The 19,760-nt window shown below is 32.2% G+C and carries 17 protein-coding genes; 5 read left to right on the forward strand and 12 right to left on the reverse strand.

The annotated features are described in order from the left end of the window. Positions 1–99: 99 nt before the first annotated feature. The 7 genes from EV144_RS16325 to rhaT all read right to left on the reverse strand — a co-directional run bounded on the left by EV144_RS16325 (position 100) and on the right by rhaT (position 9,070). Positions 100–687 (reverse strand): lactate utilization protein C, encoded by a 588-nt coding sequence (locus tag EV144_RS16325; RefSeq protein WP_134150236.1) that lies wholly within the window; start codon positions 685–687, stop codon positions 100–102. Continuing rightward, positions 680–2,080, reverse strand: a complete 1,401-nt coding sequence (locus EV144_RS16330) for a lactate utilization protein B (RefSeq protein ID WP_134150237.1) — start codon at positions 2,078–2,080, stop codon at positions 680–682. Before EV144_RS16330 ends, EV144_RS16325 begins: the two co-directional genes overlap by 8 nt. Before the next feature lie 87 nt (positions 2,081–2,167). Continuing rightward, a complete protein-coding gene (locus EV144_RS16335) occupies positions 2,168–2,908 on the reverse strand; it encodes a (Fe-S)-binding protein (RefSeq protein WP_134150238.1) in 741 nt (246 codons plus the stop codon). A 96-nt stretch (positions 2,909–3,004) separates the two neighbouring features. Then, a complete protein-coding gene (locus tag EV144_RS16340; protein ID WP_134150239.1) occupies positions 3,005–4,366 on the reverse strand; it encodes an FGGY-family carbohydrate kinase in 1,362 nt (453 codons plus the stop codon). A gap of 12 nt (positions 4,367–4,378) precedes the next feature. Then, positions 4,379–5,653: a TIM barrel protein gene (locus EV144_RS16345; protein WP_134150240.1), complete on the reverse strand. Its 1,275-nt coding sequence runs from the start codon at positions 5,651–5,653 to the stop codon at positions 4,379–4,381. A gap of 201 nt (positions 5,654–5,854) precedes the next feature. Beyond that, positions 5,855–7,996: a bifunctional aldolase/short-chain dehydrogenase gene (locus EV144_RS16350; protein WP_134150241.1), complete on the reverse strand. Its 2,142-nt coding sequence runs from the start codon at positions 7,994–7,996 to the stop codon at positions 5,855–5,857. A gap of 24 nt (positions 7,997–8,020) precedes the next feature. Continuing rightward, positions 8,021–9,070 (reverse strand): L-rhamnose/proton symporter RhaT, encoded by a 1,050-nt coding sequence (rhaT, locus tag EV144_RS16355; RefSeq protein ID WP_134150242.1) that lies wholly within the window; start codon positions 9,068–9,070, stop codon positions 8,021–8,023. Positions 9,071–9,456: 386 nt separating this feature from the next. On the opposite strand from rhaT, the gene EV144_RS16360 reads away from it, so the two are divergent. Next, complete coding sequence (locus EV144_RS16360) at positions 9,457–10,497, forward strand: GntR family transcriptional regulator (protein ID WP_134150243.1); 1,041 nt, start codon at positions 9,457–9,459, stop codon at positions 10,495–10,497. A gap of 132 nt (positions 10,498–10,629) precedes the next feature. Here the strand turns inward: EV144_RS16360 and EV144_RS16365 are convergent, their stop codons facing one another. The 5 genes from EV144_RS16365 to EV144_RS16385 all read right to left on the reverse strand — a co-directional run bounded on the left by EV144_RS16365 (position 10,630) and on the right by EV144_RS16385 (position 14,572). Further along, positions 10,630–10,806, reverse strand: coding sequence for a histone H1 (locus EV144_RS16365; protein ID WP_134150244.1), 177 nt, complete (start codon positions 10,804–10,806; stop codon positions 10,630–10,632). Between the two features lie 355 nt (positions 10,807–11,161). Further along, positions 11,162–12,466 (reverse strand): DUF4861 family protein, encoded by a 1,305-nt coding sequence (locus EV144_RS16370; protein ID WP_134150245.1) that lies wholly within the window; start codon positions 12,464–12,466, stop codon positions 11,162–11,164. Positions 12,467–12,743: 277 nt separating this feature from the next. Then, positions 12,744–13,193: a hypothetical protein gene (locus EV144_RS16375; RefSeq protein WP_134150246.1), complete on the reverse strand. Its 450-nt coding sequence runs from the start codon at positions 13,191–13,193 to the stop codon at positions 12,744–12,746. Positions 13,194–13,293: 100 nt separating this feature from the next. After that, entirely contained in the window at positions 13,294–13,878 is a 585-nt protein-coding gene (locus EV144_RS16380; RefSeq protein WP_134150247.1) for a phospholipid scramblase-related protein, read from the reverse strand. A gap of 157 nt (positions 13,879–14,035) precedes the next feature. Beyond that, positions 14,036–14,572 (reverse strand): YcxB family protein, encoded by a 537-nt coding sequence (locus tag EV144_RS16385; RefSeq protein WP_134150248.1) that lies wholly within the window; start codon positions 14,570–14,572, stop codon positions 14,036–14,038. Positions 14,573–14,963: 391 nt separating this feature from the next. On the opposite strand from EV144_RS16385, the gene EV144_RS16390 reads away from it, so the two are divergent. The 4 genes from EV144_RS16390 to EV144_RS16405 all read left to right on the forward strand — a co-directional run bounded on the left by EV144_RS16390 (position 14,964) and on the right by EV144_RS16405 (position 19,741). Further along, positions 14,964–16,058, forward strand: a complete 1,095-nt coding sequence (locus EV144_RS16390; RefSeq protein ID WP_134150249.1) for a sensor histidine kinase — start codon at positions 14,964–14,966, stop codon at positions 16,056–16,058. Positions 16,059–16,061: 3 nt separating this feature from the next. Further along, positions 16,062–17,378, forward strand: a complete 1,317-nt coding sequence (locus EV144_RS16395; protein WP_134150250.1) for a sigma-54-dependent transcriptional regulator — start codon at positions 16,062–16,064, stop codon at positions 17,376–17,378. A gap of 353 nt (positions 17,379–17,731) precedes the next feature. Beyond that, positions 17,732–18,712, forward strand: a complete 981-nt coding sequence (locus EV144_RS16400) for a helix-turn-helix transcriptional regulator (protein WP_134150251.1) — start codon at positions 17,732–17,734, stop codon at positions 18,710–18,712. Positions 18,713–18,748: 36 nt separating this feature from the next. Then, on the forward strand, positions 18,749–19,741 hold the full coding sequence (locus EV144_RS16405; RefSeq protein ID WP_134150252.1) for a helix-turn-helix domain-containing protein: 993 nt from the start codon (positions 18,749–18,751) through the stop codon (positions 19,739–19,741). The last annotated feature ends 19 nt before the right edge of the window (positions 19,742–19,760 follow it).

Genomic DNA, 19,760 nt, shown 5'->3' on the forward strand with positions numbered 1-19,760 from the left:
CTCGCGCTAGCGACGGAACTAGATAGAGACAAATGATAATTACGAAACCCGACAGGTTTTAAAAACCTGTCGGGTTTACTATGTGTAACGATTTTTAATTTAATCCATCAAAAACACAACCAAACCTCTTGCGCCATGTGCACCTAAAACCAAAGACTGCTCAATATCAGCAGTTTTAGAAGGTCCGGCAATAAAAGTTCCGAAACCGTATTCCTGATTTCCGATTCTATCATAGGCCTGCTGCATTGTTGGTACAATGTTTTTCTTTTCTACAATTATAGCCAAATATTGGGTTATAAAAGGTGAAACTCTTTGACCTAAAATATCGTCGGTTACCCAGAGTCCGCTGTTTTCTGCTACTCCAAAATGTGCTTTTATAATGGTTAAATCTACATCTTTAAGAGAATGCGGATCGTCATTTTCCCAGTCTAAACTGGCAATCGAAGCAAATTCAGGAAGTGTTGTTATAATGCGTTTTCCTGCTTCGTAATTTTCTTTCACGAAAGTGATAACTTCATTATAATTTGCCACTTCAACAACATTTCCTCCAATACCTTTCAGAACCGTTTTATAGGTTTCAAGTACATCAAAATTATCCGAACCTAGAACACCCAAATCTGGAAGTTGTGTAGTTATGGAAGGCTGATTTTGTTTTACTTTTTTTAATATTTCTTCTCTACTACTCATTGTCTTTTGCTTTAGATTCTCTCGAATTTTTCTTGTACCATTCTCTAAAAGACTCTTCTGGAACTGCCGGCATTTCGCGCTGATCGTACCATTTGTTCATTTTGTTGTTTACCATTCCCGGAATGTTTTTCATTACAAAACGACCTGATTTTCCGGCAATATTAAAGACTGTTGGATTTGCCAGAACGGTTGCCATAGTTTTCATGGCGATTGTTTTGGCCGCCGGCGTATGGCCTTCTTTTACCAAAACCTGACGCCATTTGTACAACTGATCGTGAATGTCAATTTTTACGGGACAAACGTTGGTACAAGAACCGCAAAGTGTACTTGCAAACGGAAGATCGGCATTTTTGCTCATGTCTAAATTTGGTGCCAGAATAGAACCAATTGGACCCGCAACGGCATTGTGGTAACTGTGTCCGCCGCTACGTCTGTAAACGGGACAAGTATTCATACACGCGCCACAGCGAATGCATTTTAGCGAGTTTCTAAAATCTTCGCGTCCTAATTGCGTTGTTCTGCCGTTATCGACAATTACAATGTGTATTTCTTTACCTTCTCTTGGTTTCTTAAAATGACTTGAGAAAGTTGTTATCGGTTGTCCGGTTGCGCTTCTAGCTAATAATCTCAGAAAAACACCTAAATGTTTTCTTTGCGGAATCAGCTTTTCGAATCCCATACATGCAATATGAACATCGGCTAAATGCGCACCCATATCGGCATTTCCTTCGTTGGTACAAACTACAAATTCTCCGGTTTCTGCAACAGCAAAGTTTACTCCTGTTAAAGCTACTTTTCGGGTTAGAAATGTATCTCTTAAATGCTGGCGTGCTGCTTCCGTTAAATACTGCGGATTAAAATTGCCTTTTTCTGTTCCTAAATGTTCGTGAAAAGTCTCACTTACATCTTCTTTTTTTAGGTGAATGGCGGGCAATACAATATGACTTGGCGGTTCTTTTCTTAACTGAACGATGCGCTCGCCAAGATCAGAATCGATAACGTCTATTCCTCTTTCTGATAAATATTCGTTTAAATGACATTCTTCTGTAAGCATTGATTTTGATTTTACCATTTGCTTTACATCATGTTTTGCCATGATCGAATGTACAATTTCATTATGCTCTTTTCCATCGGCCGCCCAATGTACTATTATGCCGTTTTTCTTTGCATTTTCCTCAAATTCAACTAAATAATCATGAATATTAGAAAGTACATTATTTTTGATTTTTGAAGCTGTTTCGCGAAGTAATTCCCAATCCGGAATCTGGTGCGCTGATTTATCGCGCTTTTCACGTACAAACCATAAAGTTTCGTCGTGCCAGTTTACACGTGCTTCGTCTTTATTGAAAACGGAAGCGGCATGGCTATGATCTAGTGTTTTTTTTGAAGACATCTTTTGTGTGTTTTACCATTTAGAGATTAAGTTATTTAAGCCAGACTTTATGAACTTAATTTCTTAATGGTTAAAAGAAAATTAAGCTTAATTTTCTAGTGAATTTAATATTTCAGCAATGTGAATGGTTTTTATCGGACTGTTTTGTCTTTTTAAAATTCCTTCTAAATGCATTAAGCACGACATATCTCCTCCTGTAATATAATCGACATCATGGCTTTCGTGATCTTTAATTCGGTCTTTTCCCATTTTTACAGAAACGGCTTCTTCGGTTACACAAAAAGTTCCTCCAAAACCACAGCATTCGTCTTTTCGCGAAAGCGAAACTAAATCTAATCCTTTTATGTTTTGAAGTAATTGTTGTGGTTTTGAGAAAAATGGCGCATTTAATTCTGTCATCTGCGAAAGATGTAAACCGCGTTGTCCGTGGCAGCTTTGGTGCATTCCTACTTTAAAAGGAAAGTTTCCGTCTATGTGATCAATCTTAAGAATATCGGTAATAAATTCCGTTAATTCATAAACCGTATTTCGAATCGCTGTTGCTTTATCTTCTTGTTTTTCGTCGTGCAAATGGTCTTTAACATGGAGCACACAACTTCCCGAAGGACAGACAATGTAATCAAATCCAGAAAAATTTTCTATAAAATTGGCATCGCAGCCTTTTGTTAAATGTGCGTAACCGCTGTTTGCCATTGGTTGTCCGCAACAAGTTTGTCCCATCGGAAACTCAACCTCGCAACCTAATTTTTTCAAAAGTTCGTAGGTAGCAATCGCTACTTTTGGGTAAAATTGGTCGACATAACAAGGTATAAAAAGTCCAATTTTCATATTGTAGTATTTATTGTGTTGTTCATTAGTCGTGTACAGTACAAATGTAAAAAATACATTTGTTATGCAAATTTACGACATCCGCACCGCATTTCGCTAATGTTTATAAAATTTCAAATCAATTAAATCATTCTGGATTGGTTTTGGATTCCAATTATGATGAATTGCCAGCGCGGCACCCAAAGCACTTGCCTGTGCCATAGAAGCAGCGTAAACTTCTACGTCTGGAAAAGCTTCGGCTAATAAATTCATGAAAATGGAATTTTTACTGAATCCTCCATCTACAAAAATTTTCTTTACCGGACTGTTGTGTATCACTAAATTGGTTGAAAAAACCTGTTGTTGTACCAAATCCAGCATTAATTGATGGTAAGCGGTTTCGTAATCTTTATAATTTGCCAAATCTCTTTTTTGAAATGGACATTCTTTTAGAATATCAAAATCGTATTTCTTTGGATAAACTATTGTAAAATCTAAGGCACGTAAGCTAGAAACTATTTTTTTGTTGTAGTAAATGTCTTTGTATGAATTTACGGGTACTCCAAAATGTTCTGCTAATCGTTTGGTTTGTACTTCATGTTCGTTTCCAGAAAACAAACGTGCGGCTTTTACAGGTTTGTCTGTGTATTGCATATAACACAAACAATCTTGCTGTAATTCCTCAAAAGTAAGTTGTTTGTTATTGAATGGATTTAAAGAAATACTCCAGGTTCCTGTAGATAATAATACAAAAGGTTCTGTAAAATTGATAGTGTACGGAATAATAGCCGATGAACTGTCGTGAAGTCCCACTCCTATTGCTAATCCGTCTTCATTTTTGATGACATCTTTTCCGTAATGAATCGGTGGAATTTTACTTAGAATATTTTCTTTTTTGAGCCATTTATGATACTTCATTTTTTTGAAGTTCCATAAGTTTGTATGGCATCCAATGCTTGTAATATCTGCGTAAGCTTCATTGGTTAAAAGAAAACTTAAAAACTGTGGCAGATGCAGGCAGTATTTTACCTGATCAAACAATTCTGGTTTTTCTTCTTTTAATCTGTAAATCTGCATTCCGGAATTTAAACTTCCCAGAACTGGAGAAGCGGTTTTTACTGCAAAAACTTCTTTTCCTTTATATTTTAAATAAAAGTCGTTTTTTAAATCCTCTGGATAATCTTTTAGGTAATTATACAGAGGAGCTAAAACTTTTCCTTTTTCGTCTATATAGACAAAACTAGCGCCGTAAGTGCTAAAATTGATGGCTTTTAGAACATGATCTTTTAGATTTTTAATTTCTGCTAATCGATCGAGTATCCAGTGTTTAAGTACTTCAATATCTTCACAAGGAAAACCGTCTTCGTCTGTGGTCTCGTCAAGATTTACTGATTTTTCCCAAACAATTTTATAATTTTCATCAAATAAAAATACTTTTTTGTTTGTTTTGCCAATATCAAAAATTGCAACTACATTCATTACGCTGTTCTTTTATAAGCCAGTAGCCATCGTTTTTAAACCTCTTTCGCCTACTAGATTTTTTCTAACGGTAAGCGAACGATATAATTCTACTGGATTTAATGCTGCTCCAGAACGCAGACGTGCTTCTGCAACTAGTGCACGAACGTCTGTACGGAATGCATTTTGAAGAATTTCCTGAGCTTTTACTACGTCATTTTCTTCTTGTGCAATCTCTAATGCTTTTCTGTCTACAGAAAGTGCTTGTGCATAAGCAATCATAATGGCTTCTACAGATTGTAATAGATCTTCTAACGGATCTTTGATGTTGTGAGAAGCATCGATCATCCAGCCTAAATCTTTGGCGTGGTTCATTCCTCTCGCGTCCATTCCTTCAACTAATTCATTAAAAATCAAGAATAATTGGTAAGGTTTTAAGGCACCGGCTGTTAAATCGTCGTCTCCGTATTTAGAATCGTTGAAGTGGAAACCTCCTAATTTATTTTCCATTAGTAATAAAGAAACGATTTGCTCGATATTAGCATTTGGTAAGTGGTGTCCTAAATCTACAAGGGTTTGTGCTTTGTCTCCTAATTTTTTCACATAAGAATAAGATTGTCCCCAATCTGCAACTGTTGTAGAATAAAAGTTAGGCTCAGCACATTTGTATTCTAAAAACAATTTCCAGTTAGAAGGTAATGCATCGTAGATTTCTTCTAAACTTTCTAATGTATTTTGGTATGCTTTACGGAAGTTTAATTGTCCAGGAAAGTTAGAACCGTCAGCCAACCAGATTGTAAGTGACTCAGAACCTAATTCAATTCCGTGTTTGATAACTTCTATATTGTGTGCGATCGCTTGTTTACGAACGGCTTTGTTTACATTTTGCAATGAACCGTAACGGTATGAATTTTCAGCATTTGCCTGATCTTGAAAAGTATTCGAGTTCATAGCATCAAACTTTAATCCGTGTTGTCCGGCAAGTGTTTTGATTGCATTATAATCTGTTGGGATATCCCACGGAATATGAAGCGAAATTGCTCCTGAAGCGTTGTTTAATTTGTGAAGCAAACCTACATCTTCTATTTTTTCTTCTAAAGAACGAGGTTCTCCACCGCCCGGAAAACGTCCGAATCTTGTTCCTCCAGTTCCTAATGCCCAAGATGGAATTGCGATTTGAAAATCGATTAATTTTATAATAATAGCTTCTGTATCATTAATTTCCGAAGCTGTAAAAACTAATTTATTAGTATGTTTTTTAAGTAATTCCTCGTTATGGGATTCTATTTTTCCTGGTTCGATTAACATAATATTTATCTTTATAATAGAGCTTACAATATATAACTTTATATAAATTGAACTCCAAGTTTAACTTTACTTTTTTTATACTTAATTATAAGTTTAGATTAAATTAGTGTAGGCTAAAAAAATCTAACGTCCGAATAATATCGAACGCTAGACCACAAAAAACCACTTTTGCTTAAACAAACTTATATAAAACCTAACAACTTATCTGTAAAAGCCCATCGCTACGCCGCCGTCTACATTTAAGGCATTTCCTGTTGATTTGTTTAGGAAACCGCCAACAAAAGCAAAACAAGCATTCGCAATATCGTCGGGCAATATAATTTCATTCAATAACGTACGTTTTGCATAGTAAGCCGGTAATTCTTCTACCGTAATACCGTATGCTTTTGCACGACCTTCTGCCCATCCGCCAGACCAAATATTAGAGTCTGAGATTACTGCATCTGGATTTACTGTGTTTACACGAATTTTATCTGCACCCAATTCAGCTGCCATTAAACGTGTTAAATGTGCCTGCGCAGCTTTTGCTGAACCGTAACCAGGATTGTTTGGTCCTGCTACAACAGCATTTTTAGAAACGATGTTTACGATGTCTCCACCAAAACCTTGTTTGCGCATTACTTCGATTCCTGCTTTAGAAACAATAAATTGTCCTTTTACCAAAATATCGTATAATCTATCCCACTCTTCAAGAGTATGTTCTGCGATAGATTTAGAAATACTGATACCAGCATTGTTTACTATAATATCTACACCTCCAAAAGCTAAACAAGCTTCGTCTAATGCTAATTCTGTACTTTTTTCGTCAGTAACATTTAATAATGTACTAGAAACGGCATCTTTTCCAAACAGTTTAGTAAACTCAGCCGTAGCCTGCTCTAAACGTTCTGTATTGATATCGTTGATTACAACACAACCGCCTTCCTGCGCAAATTTTTTCGCGATAGCTTTACCAATACCTCCGGCAGAACCAGTGATAAGTGCTACTCTTCCAGACAAAGCTTTTGGCTTTGGCATACGTTGTAATTTTGCCTCTTCTAATAACCAGTATTCGATATCAAAAGCTTCTTGATGTGGTAATGATGTATATTCAGAAACTGCTTCTGCACCTTTCATTACATTTACAGCATTGATATAATATTCTGATGCCAGACGAGCCATAGTTTTATCTTTGGCAAACGTAAACATACCAACTCCCGGATATAAAATCACAACTGGATTTGGGTCACGCATTGCTGGCGAATTTGATTTTTTACATGCATTGTAATAGTCTTTGTACATTGCACGGTAGGCCTCAAAAGCAGGTTTTAATTTTGCTTTAATAGCTTCTACATCAGACAAATCTTCATTTGGATCTAATGCTAAAACCAAAGGACTGATTTTAGTTCTTAAAAAGTGATCCGGGCAAGATGTTCCTAATGGAGCTAATTTTGCTAAATCATTAGAATTAATGAATTCTAAAACTCTTGCATCATCTGTATAATGACCAATCATCTGACGTTCTGATGAACAGAATCCTCTTAAAATTGGTGCTACTTTTGCTGCTTTTAATTTACGATCTGCTTCTGGAAGACTGTCGATTTTTTTACCTCCAAAAACAGCACGTTTTTTTCCGTAGTTGCTTTCTAAGTAATCTGCGCATTTTTCGATTACTTCAAGCGTGTTCATATAACTTTCAAAAGCGGTATCTCCCCAAGTAAATAAACCGTGAGAACCTAACATGATACCACGTAATTTTTTACCTTTCTTTTCTGCTTCTTCCAAACAAGCTCTCAACTGAAGTCCAAGGTCAAAACCTGGACGCTGCCAGCCTACCCAGCCAATTTCTCCGTCAAATAATTCTTCTGTGATTTTTGCACCGTCTTTTGCTGCTGCAATAGCAATTGCTGCATCCGGGTGTAAGTGATCAATATGTTTAAATGGTAAAAAACCATGTAAAGGCGTATCTATAGATGGCGCTTTTGATGCTAAGTCGAAAATACAGTGATTGAATAATTCTACCATTTCATCTTCAAACTCGATTCCTCTGTAAACATTTTCAAGATTACGAAGTCTGTCTAGGTAAAGTGCAGCACAACCTGATTTAGTTAGTGTACCGATATCTCCACCAGAACCTTTAATCCACATTACATCAGAGCTTTCGCCTGTTAATGGATCTTTATCTTCAATTTTTACAGAAGTATTTCCTCCTCCGTAATTTGTCAATCTTAAATCTGCTCCTAATAAGTTCGAGCGATAAATGAAAAGCGCTACTTCATCTCCTGCTAATGCTGCTGCCTTAGCGTCATCCCAAAGGTAGCTTACATGCTTAAAATTCATATTTTGTGTATTTATATTCGACATATTCCTGTATGTTATTTTATGTTTTTATAATGAATTTCCAATTCCAACTATCACGATCGAAAGCATAATCAATCCAATTCCCCAAATAAAAGTTCTGAACGTTTTTTTGGAAACTCCTGCCCATTCTTTCAAATAAAATCCCCAAAAATTTGCTGTCAAAATAATGGTTGCCATGTGCAGAATCCATGAACTTGCACCGTTTCCAAGTTTGCTTTCTCCCATTCCGTAGAAGAAAAACTGAAGAAACCACATTGTACCGGCAAGCGCAGAAAAAAGTACATTTTTGGTAATTGGCGTAGCTTTATTTACATAATCACCAATAGTTTTATTCTTAAAATTCAGGTAGATACACCAGATAAAATTGGTTGTTAAACCTCCCCAAAGCAAAACAATATAGGTTACATTATTTTGAAATAAAGGATTGCAGCCACTTATAACCGCTTGTTCTGCCATAGGTTTTCCAGCTTCGATTCCGTAATTAAAAAACGAACTCAAAATACCCGAAACAACCGCTATGATAAGACCTTTTACTAAACTGAAATCTTTGTCTTTATCTTCGTGACCTGTTGCAAAATCTTTTTCTTTTAATATCCCTGCTTTTCCAGAAATGGCAATTCCCAAAAGACAAACTGCTACTCCTAATAAAACCAGCTGTCCGCCAGTATTAGAAAGCATGTGTGAAAATGAAATTTTTCCCTCTGTTGGATTAAAGTCATAATATATAGAAGGAACTAATGCGCCAAAAGCAGAACAGAATCCTAAAATAATCGAGTTACCAAGTGACATTCCTAAATAACGAACGCCCAGACCATAAGTAAGACCACCTATACCCCAGATTAATCCCATTGAAAAAGTAAAAGCTTTTATAGATGGTGAAGCTGCTGCGATAATTTCTGTAAAATGTGGAATTGTTAAGTAAGCTGCGATTGGGGGTACAATAAGCCATGAGAAAAATCCCCCAATAAGCCAATAGCTTTCCCAAGCCCAGTTTTTAACTTTCTTAAAAGGCATATAAAAACTACCTGAAGAAAAACCTCCGATAGAATGAAAAATGATTCCTAATAATGATTCCATTTAATTTTTTTGTTTGTGGTTAGTTTGTAAGCTTTTGGTTTTGTAAAATAATAGAATGTAAAAAAGAAAACTGTCCTGTACTATCCTTTACGATTTTAAGTATTTATGTTAAAACTAAATATTATTATAAAGAACGACCTGATTATTTTGGAAAAATAAATTTAAAATAGCTATTTTAGCAATCGATTTCGTAATTATTATATTTACAATAAGCGAAAAATAAAGACATTAGCGAAAAAACAAAATAAAGTCTTATTTGAATTTGATTTACTTGTAAGAAAAAGATTTAAACAAGCCGGAATTACCAGTTTTAAGCCACTTTTTATAAAAATAATTTAGAATTGGATTTCTTTACACTTCGAGAGTCTGATTTGAAAAAAAATGCCATGATTAAATTAATTAAAATAGATGAAGATTCCAGAGTTCCTAAATACAAACAAATTGTAGACTCTATTCTTCAGAACATCGCCAACGGAAATCTAAAAATCAACCAAAAAATACCTTCAATAAATAGTTTTAGCGAAGAATTTTATATGTCTCGTGATACTGTCGAAAAGGCTTATAATATTTTGAAAGAGCGTAAAATTATCTCTTCTATTAGAGGAAAAGGATATTATATTACCCGAACAAAATTAGAGTCTAAAGTAAACATTTTATTTCTTACCAATAAACTGAGTGCGTATAAAATGAAAACTTACAGCTCGTTTATTAATACTCTTGGCGCTAATGCACACACTGATCTGCACATTTACCACTGTGACGAAACTTTATTCTTAAATATATTAGATAAGTTTGAAGGCGCTTATGACTATTATGTTATTACAACACATTTTAAAACAGACGAACTTAAACATTCTAGTTTTACTGATGAAGTAGTTCGAGCAATTCAAAATATTCCGCAGGATAAATTGGTTATGCTCGATAATATAAAACTCGGAATGGGCGGCGAAGTAATCAAAATTTATCAGGATTTTGAAAATGACATTTATAATGCTTTAAAAGAAGGACTTGCTAAAATCACTAAATATAAAAGACTAATTCTGGTTTATCCTGATAAAGCGGTATATCCTTATCCTAGAAGAATTTTACATGGATTTAGAAAATTCTGTGTCGAGCACGGAGTAAACTTTGAAATTTTGAGTGAAGTTTACGATGATATGATTCTAAAAAAAGGCGATCTTTTTATTACTATTGAAGAATCTGATCTGGTTAATTTAGTAAAACAGATTAGAGATGAAGAATATGTTTTAGGCAAAGATATTGGTGTTATATCATATAATGATACGCCATTAAAAGAATTACTTGGTATAACGGTTATGTCTACAGACTTTAATGTTATGGGAGAAACTGCTGCCAGAATGATTTTGAACAAAGAGAAAGGACAGGTAAAAGTTCCTTTTAATTTTATTGATAGAAATTCCATCTAAAGGTGCAAAGGTTCTGAGGGACTAAGGTTCAAAGGCTTCCTATTGGAACTTTGTAGCTTTGTTGCTCAGAACCTTTGAACCTTTCAAAAAAAAACCTCGCTTTTGGCGAGGTTTCTTTTCTTTAAAAGAAAATTATTTTTTAGATTCTTCGATAGAAACTTTTCTGAACTCTTTTAAAAGTTTTTCAATTTCTAAAGTTGATTTACGTGCTCTTGCGCCAGCAGCTTTAACACCTTTTTCAGTTAGTGATTCAGCTTCTACTTTAAATGTGTCGATTTCGGCGTTGATTTTTGCTAATAGATCTTTCATGCTTATACTTGTTAAATTAAGTCACAAAAATAAAAGTTTGTGTGATAGATACAACACTTTTGCTGTTAAAATTATGAATGATTTTTGCTTCTGTATTTAACATTAAATTTACGTCATCCCTTTTCTACACTCAAAACCTTCCAATATTTTAATAATCAACCACTTATTAAAAAGACATAAATTAGATATGTTCTATATAAGCCTGTCAGCACAATAAAATATTTTCTTTTTGAGCTGAAATTTTCAAAAAAATATGGGAAATTTCATGATTTTAAACTTCCTAATGACAATCATTTAGCCAAAAATCACTCTAATAATTGCTTATTTCTGCTAGCATTTATTAAAATCAACAAAGCTATTTTTTAATTTCTGGCTTAATATCAACCTTAATAACTGCCGAAAGCTGTTTTGCCAGAGTTATTACATAATTGGTAAAATAAGCCGGATCCTGAAAATTTCTATCCTCACTTAATTCCCAGGCTGCAATAGCATAATAACTAATCTCTTTGTTATTCTCTACAGTTAATTGTGCTAAATAAGAATCTGTAAGTTGTCCGGTTTTTGGAGCTTCAATATATCCTTTGTAAATTTCTTTCGGAACTAAGATTGCCGTTCCTAAAATCCACTGACGTTCGTACGTTAAATAATCATGCTGAATCAGGCAGACCCAATTTCCAGATTCTGTTACATTTAAAGGATTTCTATTGTTTAGGTTCGAAAGTGCTACTAATAGTTTTTCGTTTCCTTTTATTCCGTTTATGGTAACTGTATTTTTATAACCGTACATTCCAGGCCAGATTGATGTAGTTTCCTGCACCTGATAATCATTTCCAGAAGCTTTCCAGTTATGATAATTGTAACTTAAAACAGAATTTACTGGTCCTTCGCTTACAATTTTAAAAGTTGTTTTTTCTACATTATTAATTGTATCTGTACCGAGAATTCCAAGTCTGTTGATTTTATCATTAATTGATAAAGCATAACCGCCTAAACCTGCAGAGTTTCCGACAGGAAAAATATCTCTTCCCCAATCGTACATTACATGGTAATTGTCTTCAACAGCTCCTTTACTATTGATACCAACATTTTCTGGTGTTATTGCCGGAATTTTTTTCCCGAAAACATCTTTAGAATTTCTTCCGTCTAAATAATGTCTAAAACCTACTTTATCATTTTCCCAAGTTGGTCCATCGGTTTGGTATTTTTGGTAACCTAACTTTTTATGTACTTGGTTTGCCATTAAAACTTCGTCTAATGCAGGATGAACGGGCAAATCTTTGCCTTCTCTTTTTCCGAATCTGACACTTGTTTTTATTTTGAATTTTGGATCTACAGCCGACCATTTTAGTTCTACGGCTTTTTCTTCGTTTGGAGAAAAATCAGCAACAAAAAAAAGTTCGTCCCACTTTCCGTCTCCATTAAGATCATTAATCTGTGCAGGAATTGTATCGGTTTTAAAAATTAAAATGGGAAAATTTGCTTTGGGAGGATTTGCCAAAAGCTGCGCTCTTTTTATCGAAACGGCTTTTTGAGGCAGGGATAAATCAGATGTGTTTTTTAGAATAAATTTATTTCCTGCTGGTTTCTGTTGTGCATTACAGTTTCCTAAAAATAATACAGATAAAGCAATTGGCACATAAAGTTTGATCGTATTTTTCATTCTGTGTTATGACTTTTTTATTCCTGAACAATTTAATGATTTAATTGAAATGAAAAAGCAGTTTGAAAAAAATTAAATAAAAAAAATTAACATATCTAAAATAAAGTCAAATATCGAAGCTTTTTCTTCTATTAAAAATAGAATATTAAAGTAAAATCTGTAAAAATGTCTTTATTTTTTTAAATAAAAAAAGTGTTTGATATTGAGGACAAATATCAAACACTTTTTTATGCTGTATTTAGAATGGAATAATTTATAACTAAAAAACAAAAATATGCTATATAAGAAAAAACATAGTTTTGCAATAGTTCTGAAATTGTGTCTGAAAAATATTTGAATCTGAAATTTTTCCTTTTATTTTTTGAGAAACAGTATTTGGGATTCTATTAAAATGCAATGTTAAATCTTTAATGATTTCATTTCTGGTTTTAGAACCATCTAACAGAAATAAATCATTAGCTTCTTCTAAAAAAGATAATCTTTCAAATAATTGTTTGTCAAACAAGCAAACCAAAGTATTGGTCATTTTATTTTCTAATTTCAAAAAATCGACTAATTCAGCTTTGTCATAAACCACATATACAAAATGATCAAAATTTTCAGCATCCTTTTGGCAATTTATCAACAAGGAACTTTCTGAAAAATCAAATTGCTCTCTAAATTTTCTTTTAAACATTTGTAAAAAAATGCTTTTACTGTCGCACACTAAAACTCTTTCCTTTTTCATTCTCTTTCTTTTCGAATTTTATTAAACCATAAAACCTGATCAATAGTTATAAATTACAATCGTACTTTATTTTTGATGGATTCTAAAAAAACCTTATTCACTAAAGCATATACATTGCAATTGCACTAGAAAAAATGGCTATTTTATCATTTCTATTTGAAAAATCAGTATTGATATTAACATTGTATTTATCGCCAGAACGGTAAATCTGGCTCATTATTCCTTCTAATTTTTTATCTATAGAACCTATTATTTTATCTTTAGAAGAATCAATAATCATAAAATCCCATTCTTTATCATCTCCAGAGATTTCAGCAATGATTTCATTTGATGTATTAAGTACAAAATAAGTAGATTTAAACAAACTCATTTTTTTCTTAATGCATCCTAATACATTTTTACGAGGGTCTAGTATCACAACTTTACTATTTCTAAAAAACCAGCTGCGAGATAATAAAACCTCTAATGTCCCATTCCCGCTCCTAATTTCAATTTCAGAAGGGAGTATATTTGCACCTACCAGCTGTCTTAAAATAACGTTGCCTTTGGTCATTCTTTCTTTAACAAAGCCAATAATCTCTTTGTTGTTATTAAATATCTGATACTTATTGTAAGGTTTTGAAAAATGAGCCCTTTGATCTATAAAATAATTATCTCTCTCAAAAAAGGTTGAATTTGAATTCATAATTTATATTATTGTAAATACTAAACAGATCAAACCAAAAAATTGATCTGAAATATTATTTTTAAAATGTTTACTAATTTTAAATGGCACTACATGCCCAAAAATATTGGCTTTAGCACTATTTAGGTTAAATTGGTTAGAGAGAGTTTTATTAGATTTAAACTTTTACAACATGGGTTACATTTTTTTCTATAAAAGCTATTAATTCATCTATATTTCTTTTGTTTCCTTTATTAGAAATTGTAATGATATAGCCATTCCTTTTTTTAACATACAGAAAGAAAAAATCTTTAGTTAATATGGCTTTTTCAATTTCATTCCATTTATGAGTAAATTCTCCAAGAGGCGAATGGAGATAAATTAATGAATTGGTAAAATTGAATTTGTATTTACTGATAAATGAATTGAATCGCAATAACTTTTTTGCGAGACCAAAAATTAATTTGCAGACTGCATTTATCAAGGAATATTGAATCAGCAAGAAAAATACAATAAGCATTAAGCTTCTTATAATCCATTGTGTTGTATCATTATCACTTGTTCTAAAAAAATCAAACAGAATTAAAGAAAGTACAATCAAAGAAGATACAATCAGGACTCTTTCTTTATATAAATGTTTAAAATACATCTTATTGAGTTTTTGTATTTCAGAAACATTTAATTCAAATTCCAGCGAAAAATTAGATGTGTTCATAACTTATAGCTTGCTATTATCTCTTTCAATTTTTTGATCAACTTGTTTTTATTGTTTTTAAAGCAGAAATCGAATTCTGCTAATAAAAAAACAACATGCAAAATTACCTTAACAGCAAATCGCGAACTATCCAGGTAAAGACAAATAAATAATACAATAAGACATTTTGAAATCAAATCTGTTTTTTCTCAAAATCACGGGTTTTCTATAAAAAAATTAAAAACATACACGCCCTTAAAAAGACAAAAGAATATCACATTAAGGTATAAAAAATAGATCTTATTTATCTTTAAATCAATTAGTTAGATTATAACATTATTTTAGCAACTAAGCTGAAATATTTATTTACTTTTGGCCTCAATTTTAAAATATCACAATAATTTCTTACATTATGAAATTTACTTCTACCGAAGAAAAGCTTAAAGAAAGAATTAAAGAATTGACTTGTCTTTACGAAATTTCTAAAATAATATCTCAGTCAGATTCTGTCAATAAAGGAGTTTTAGAAGAAATAATTTTAAGTATAAAAAGGGCTTGGCGTTATAATGATGATACAATTGTAGAAATTCAAATTTTAGAACATACTTTATCAACTTCAAAAATAAAAGAACAAACAGTTTTTCAGACTTGCAGCATACAAATTACAAATAAATATGCCGGCTTTATTAAGATACATTACCCGCAGGCTAAATATGCTGAGAATGATTTTCTGGAAGACGAACAAAAGCTGCTTACGACTATTGCTTTTGAGATCGGTAATTTTATTGAAAAACATCAAATATTAAATGAGACTGCTTTATTGAATCGAACTATCGAACGACTGGATCGACTAAATCTTCTTGGCGAAATGACAGCCGGAATAGCACATGAACTTAACAGCCCGCTGGGAAATATATTAGGATTTGCAGAACTTATTAAAAGTAACGCTACTGATCCTAAAATTATTTCTGATGTCTCGATAATCATAAATGCAGCTATATTTTCACGAGAAATTGTAAAAAAACTGTTGTTCTTTTCCTGCGAGATTCCGCAACAATTAAAACTACAAGAATTACAGCCGATAATAAATTTTGTACTGGCTTTTTTAAAACCAAATTTTCAAAAAAAAGATATTAAAAGTGAAGTCTTAATCAGTGATAATGCTATTATGGCAAACGTTGATTCTGTACAAATTACGCAGGTATTGTTTAATCTGTTTTTAAATGCTTTATATGCTTCTCCTAAAAAAAGCACTATAAAAATTGAAGTACAAAGTACATCTGAAAACATTTTAATTACCATAGCAGATCAAGGTTCAGGAATTCATGATGATATTAAACAAAAAATATTTGATCCTTTTTTTACCACTAAACCTATAAATGAAGGATGCGGACTTGGTCTGAGCATTGTTCTTGAAATTATTAAAAAACATAACGGAGAAATAGTCCTTAAAAATAATTTTCCTGCAGGAACTATTTTTATAATTAAACTACCTGCAAATCAATAAGAAATGAGCCTTAAAAAAAAGAATATACTTGTTGTTGACGATGACTATAATACGCTTGATCTGATACAACGTCATTTAAAACCTTTTAGTTATCACATTTATAAAGCGTCTTCTGTAAACGAAGCTGTAGAAGTATTAGAATATACCTCAATTGATTTATTAATTACAGATCTTAATATGCCGGAAATTAACGGTCTTGAGTTAATTAAATATTCTAAAGAACATTATCCTCTTCTGCCTAAATTGGTTATTACCGGTATGCCTACCATTAATAATGCAGTCGAGGCAGTAAGATCTGGCGCACTGGATTATTTGACAAAACCTTTTACAGGCAATGAGCTTTTTCAGGCTATAGAAACTTCATTTTTAAAAGGAGAAAAAAATCCAGCAGCTTCAAAAACCACCGAAGAAATGCATTATGCCGGTATGATTGGGAGTTCAGATCATTTCAAAAATTTAATTGAAGTTATCAATCGGGTAAAAAACAACAAAGTAAATGTGCTGATAGAAGGCGAAAGCGGCACTGGAAAAGAACTTATTGCCAAAGCGATTCATTATACAGGAGCTTTGGCTAAAAAGCCTTTTATTTCTGTTAATTGTGGCGGTATACCCGAAAGCTTAATGGAATCTGAATTGTTCGGATATACTAAAGGTGCATTTACAGGTGCAAAAGAATCTAAAATAGGACTATTTCAGGCTGCATCTGGCGGTACTATTTTTTTAGATGAAATTGGCAATGCCCCATTATCTATACAAACCAGACTTTTAAGAGTATTACAGGAAAAAGAAATCATGAGGGTCGGTGCAGTAGATACTGAAAAAATAGATGTTAGAATATTATCTGCAACAAACAGTGATTTATATAAGATGGTGCTTAACGGCACTTTTAGAGAAGATTTATATTATCGAATTAATGTTGTAAATATAAAAACCAAGCCGTTAAGAGACAGAAAAGAAGATATTATACCTTTAGTAAAAAGTTTTATCGAAAAATATACTGTAGAATATAACAAGCATAATATTAAGCTTAATGAAGAAGTGCATGAAATCTTATCCCGGTATTCCTGGCCGGGCAATGTTCGCGAATTAGAAAACATAGTTCAGAGAATGATTATTATGAGTGATGACATTATTGATATGCAGCATATTCCTGAGAATCTAAAATATCATTTACCAGAGAAAAAAGAACAATTTAAATCCTTAAAAGAATATGAAAAAGATCATATTCTAAAGATATTAGCCACTGTTGGAAATAACAAAACCAAAGCAGCAAAGATTTTACAAATAGATCGCAAAACATTAAATCAGAAAATAACCTAGAAAAATCGGGGAATTATTTCCCTTATGGTTATAAATCACCCGCTACAATATTACTTCAATTCTTATTAGAAAAATACAAAAACCTAATCTTTAAGTTATTACATTTTGTAAGTATTTTCAGGTATATTTTTTGCCTCTATAAGACAAATAAGTATTAAAATAGTATTTACAATTATCACGAAGTTGTTATTCTTATCTAATTTCTTTTAAAGATTGGCTAAAGTTAATATTTAATTGAATAGAAATTGTGTGCTGTTTTAATATTGATCTTCATTGACTAAAGTGTAAAAAATAACTGATAATCAATTAATTAAAATAAAAAATATTAACTTTAATTTAAAATTCGGGCTTTTATGAAAATCATTAAACATTCGTATGGCGCAGACTTAAACTGGGTAGAACCATTTGCTAAACAATTTGATGGAAAAGTTGAGGGTAATTTCATTATAATTCCAGAAGAATCGCAAGCAGGAATAAGGTATTTTCTTGATTGCGGTGATGGCATTGTTGCTTATTATCTGGATGTTGAGTACAAAAAGAATTTTCATTTAATTCAAAAAAACGATAGTCATGATTTTGTTGGTTTCTACTATAATCTTACCGATGGAGAAGTAACGGTTTCTGGAGATGAGTTTATGTACGATGTTGGAAGATGGCAATATAATCTGGCCGTTATAGACGGGGCGCTAGAATCTATATACGATGTAAAAACCGGAAGCAAAACATTTGCACTCTGCATTTTTATAAAAAAAAACAGGTTAGAAGAGTTTACTAAAAAGAACAATATTGTTTTTGAGAATATTGATCAAATTGTAGATTCTAAGAAAAATACAATGATTCGTTTTGACAGAATGAGCGACGAAACTTTTCACCTATTAGATGATTTACGCAAATTAAAACCAGGCGGACCAATTTTTAATCTCAACCTGGTTGGAACTGTACACATGCTTATTTCTAATTATTTAAAGAAACTGGCAAGTAAAAGAATTATAATTCAAACAGTTAATAAATCGGATTTAGCAAATATTATAAACTGTCAAATGTATTTAATCCAAAATATAAAAGAACCTTTTCCGAGTATAAAGCTAATGGCAAATAAAGCCAATATGTCTGAATCAAAATTTAAAAATTTATTTAGAAAAATAACCGGCAAAACGCCAAGTATTTTTTTCATGGACAACAAGCTGCTTTTATCTAAAGACTTATTAGAAAAAAAACAATTATCTATTACACAAATCTCTGACCAGCTCAACTTTACTAATAATTCTTATTTCGCTTCAAAATTTAAGGAGCATTTTGGAATGACTCCAAAATCGTACCTCAAACAATTGTAATTCGTTATTAATATTTGAATTATTTAGAAATAGTTTATGAAAAAAATTAGTCATTACTGCACCTTAACACCAGATTCTCTACATCAAATTGCTGAAGGGTTAGAAACTAAAGTTATTGATGACAAAATCCTATACATTCCTAAGGAATTAGGAAATGGGCATGTTTTTTTTACTCAGATTACCCCAGAAATTTCAGCAATATTTTTTGATGTTTCTTTTAACATTCCAATAAAATTTGTCCGATTGGGAGGTTTAGACGATTTGTTGATTTTTCATTATGATCTGAGTGAACATGTTAACTTAATTAAAATCAATAATATTGATTATGAAATAGGATCATTTGACAGGCTGGATCTTGCAATTATGGATAATCAATTAGAAAGCGGTTTTAAACCTGCTATAGATGAAAGGACTGTAGCGATACGTTTAATAATCAATAAAAACCTCTTAACAGATTTTATAAAAACATATTTAAAAGAGGAAAACAGCACCAAAAGAAACACAAATAAATCATCATTCTACCATTATGGCAATATTGACAGTAATAGTATTTTATTAATTCAGGCCATTAAAAATAAGTCTATTTCTGAATTTTCTTTTGAGTCGCTTCTAAAAGGAACTTCACTAAAGCTTTTAGGAAACTTTTTTAATAAATTTTATAATGCTAATTCTCAGGCAAGCGACATTACAGAAATAGAAAATGAAGCTATTACAAAAACAAAAGAATACCTTCAAAACAATCTGTATGGTCCATTTCCGTCGGTTACATTTTTAGCTGCAATGGCCGGTATGTCAGAGTCAAAATACAAATCATTATTTAGAAAATGTTACGATATCACACCCAATAATTTCTTTATATATGAAAAGATGAAACTGGGAAAAGAACTCTTAAAAAGTGGCGAATTTAATACTCTTACCGAAGTTCTTTATGAATTAAACTATAGTAAACTAAGTTATTTTTCTTCTAAATATTTTGAGCTTTTTGATAGAAAACCTTCAGAAGACTTCTTAAAAAGAAGAGATCGCTAAAATTATATTCAAAAAAAAG

The sequence above is a fragment of the Flavobacterium sp. 270 genome (assembly GCF_004368785.1).
In the GTDB taxonomy this organism is placed as follows: Bacteria; Bacteroidota; Bacteroidia; order Flavobacteriales; family Flavobacteriaceae; genus Flavobacterium.

What these genes read in the sequence shown, in the direction of transcription:
- EV144_RS16335 (WP_134150238.1), bottom strand. Translation starts at nt 2,908, where the DNA reads ATGAAAATTGGACTTTTTATACCTTGTTATGTCGACCAATTTTACCCA.
- EV144_RS16345 (WP_134150240.1), bottom strand. Translation starts at nt 5,653, where the DNA reads ATGTTAATCGAACCAGGAAAAATAGAATCCCATAACGAGGAATTACTT.
- EV144_RS16340 (WP_134150239.1), bottom strand. Translation starts at nt 4,366, where the DNA reads ATGAATGTAGTTGCAATTTTTGATATTGGCAAAACAAACAAAAAAGTA.
- EV144_RS16405 (WP_134150252.1), top strand. Translation starts at nt 18,749, where the DNA reads ATGAAAAAAATTAGTCATTACTGCACCTTAACACCAGATTCTCTACAT.
- EV144_RS16385 (WP_134150248.1), bottom strand. Translation starts at nt 14,572, where the DNA reads ATGAACACATCTAATTTTTCGCTGGAATTTGAATTAAATGTTTCTGAA.
- EV144_RS16370 (WP_134150245.1), bottom strand. Translation starts at nt 12,466, where the DNA reads ATGAAAAATACGATCAAACTTTATGTGCCAATTGCTTTATCTGTATTA.
- EV144_RS16350 (WP_134150241.1), bottom strand. Translation starts at nt 7,996, where the DNA reads ATGTCGAATATAAATACACAAAATATGAATTTTAAGCATGTAAGCTAC.
- rhaT (WP_134150242.1), bottom strand. Translation starts at nt 9,070, where the DNA reads ATGGAATCATTATTAGGAATCATTTTTCATTCTATCGGAGGTTTTTCT.
- EV144_RS16325 (WP_134150236.1), bottom strand. Translation starts at nt 687, where the DNA reads ATGAGTAGTAGAGAAGAAATATTAAAAAAAGTAAAACAAAATCAGCCT.
- EV144_RS16395 (WP_134150250.1), top strand. Translation starts at nt 16,062, where the DNA reads ATGAGCCTTAAAAAAAAGAATATACTTGTTGTTGACGATGACTATAAT.
- EV144_RS16330 (WP_134150237.1), bottom strand. Translation starts at nt 2,080, where the DNA reads ATGTCTTCAAAAAAAACACTAGATCATAGCCATGCCGCTTCCGTTTTC.
- EV144_RS16375 (WP_134150246.1), bottom strand. Translation starts at nt 13,193, where the DNA reads ATGAAAAAGGAAAGAGTTTTAGTGTGCGACAGTAAAAGCATTTTTTTA.
- EV144_RS16380 (WP_134150247.1), bottom strand. Translation starts at nt 13,878, where the DNA reads ATGAATTCAAATTCAACCTTTTTTGAGAGAGATAATTATTTTATAGAT.
- EV144_RS16360 (WP_134150243.1), top strand. Translation starts at nt 9,457, where the DNA reads ATGATTAAATTAATTAAAATAGATGAAGATTCCAGAGTTCCTAAATAC.
- EV144_RS16390 (WP_134150249.1), top strand. Translation starts at nt 14,964, where the DNA reads ATGAAATTTACTTCTACCGAAGAAAAGCTTAAAGAAAGAATTAAAGAA.
- EV144_RS16365 (WP_134150244.1), bottom strand. Translation starts at nt 10,806, where the DNA reads ATGAAAGATCTATTAGCAAAAATCAACGCCGAAATCGACACATTTAAA.
- EV144_RS16400 (WP_134150251.1), top strand. Translation starts at nt 17,732, where the DNA reads ATGAAAATCATTAAACATTCGTATGGCGCAGACTTAAACTGGGTAGAA.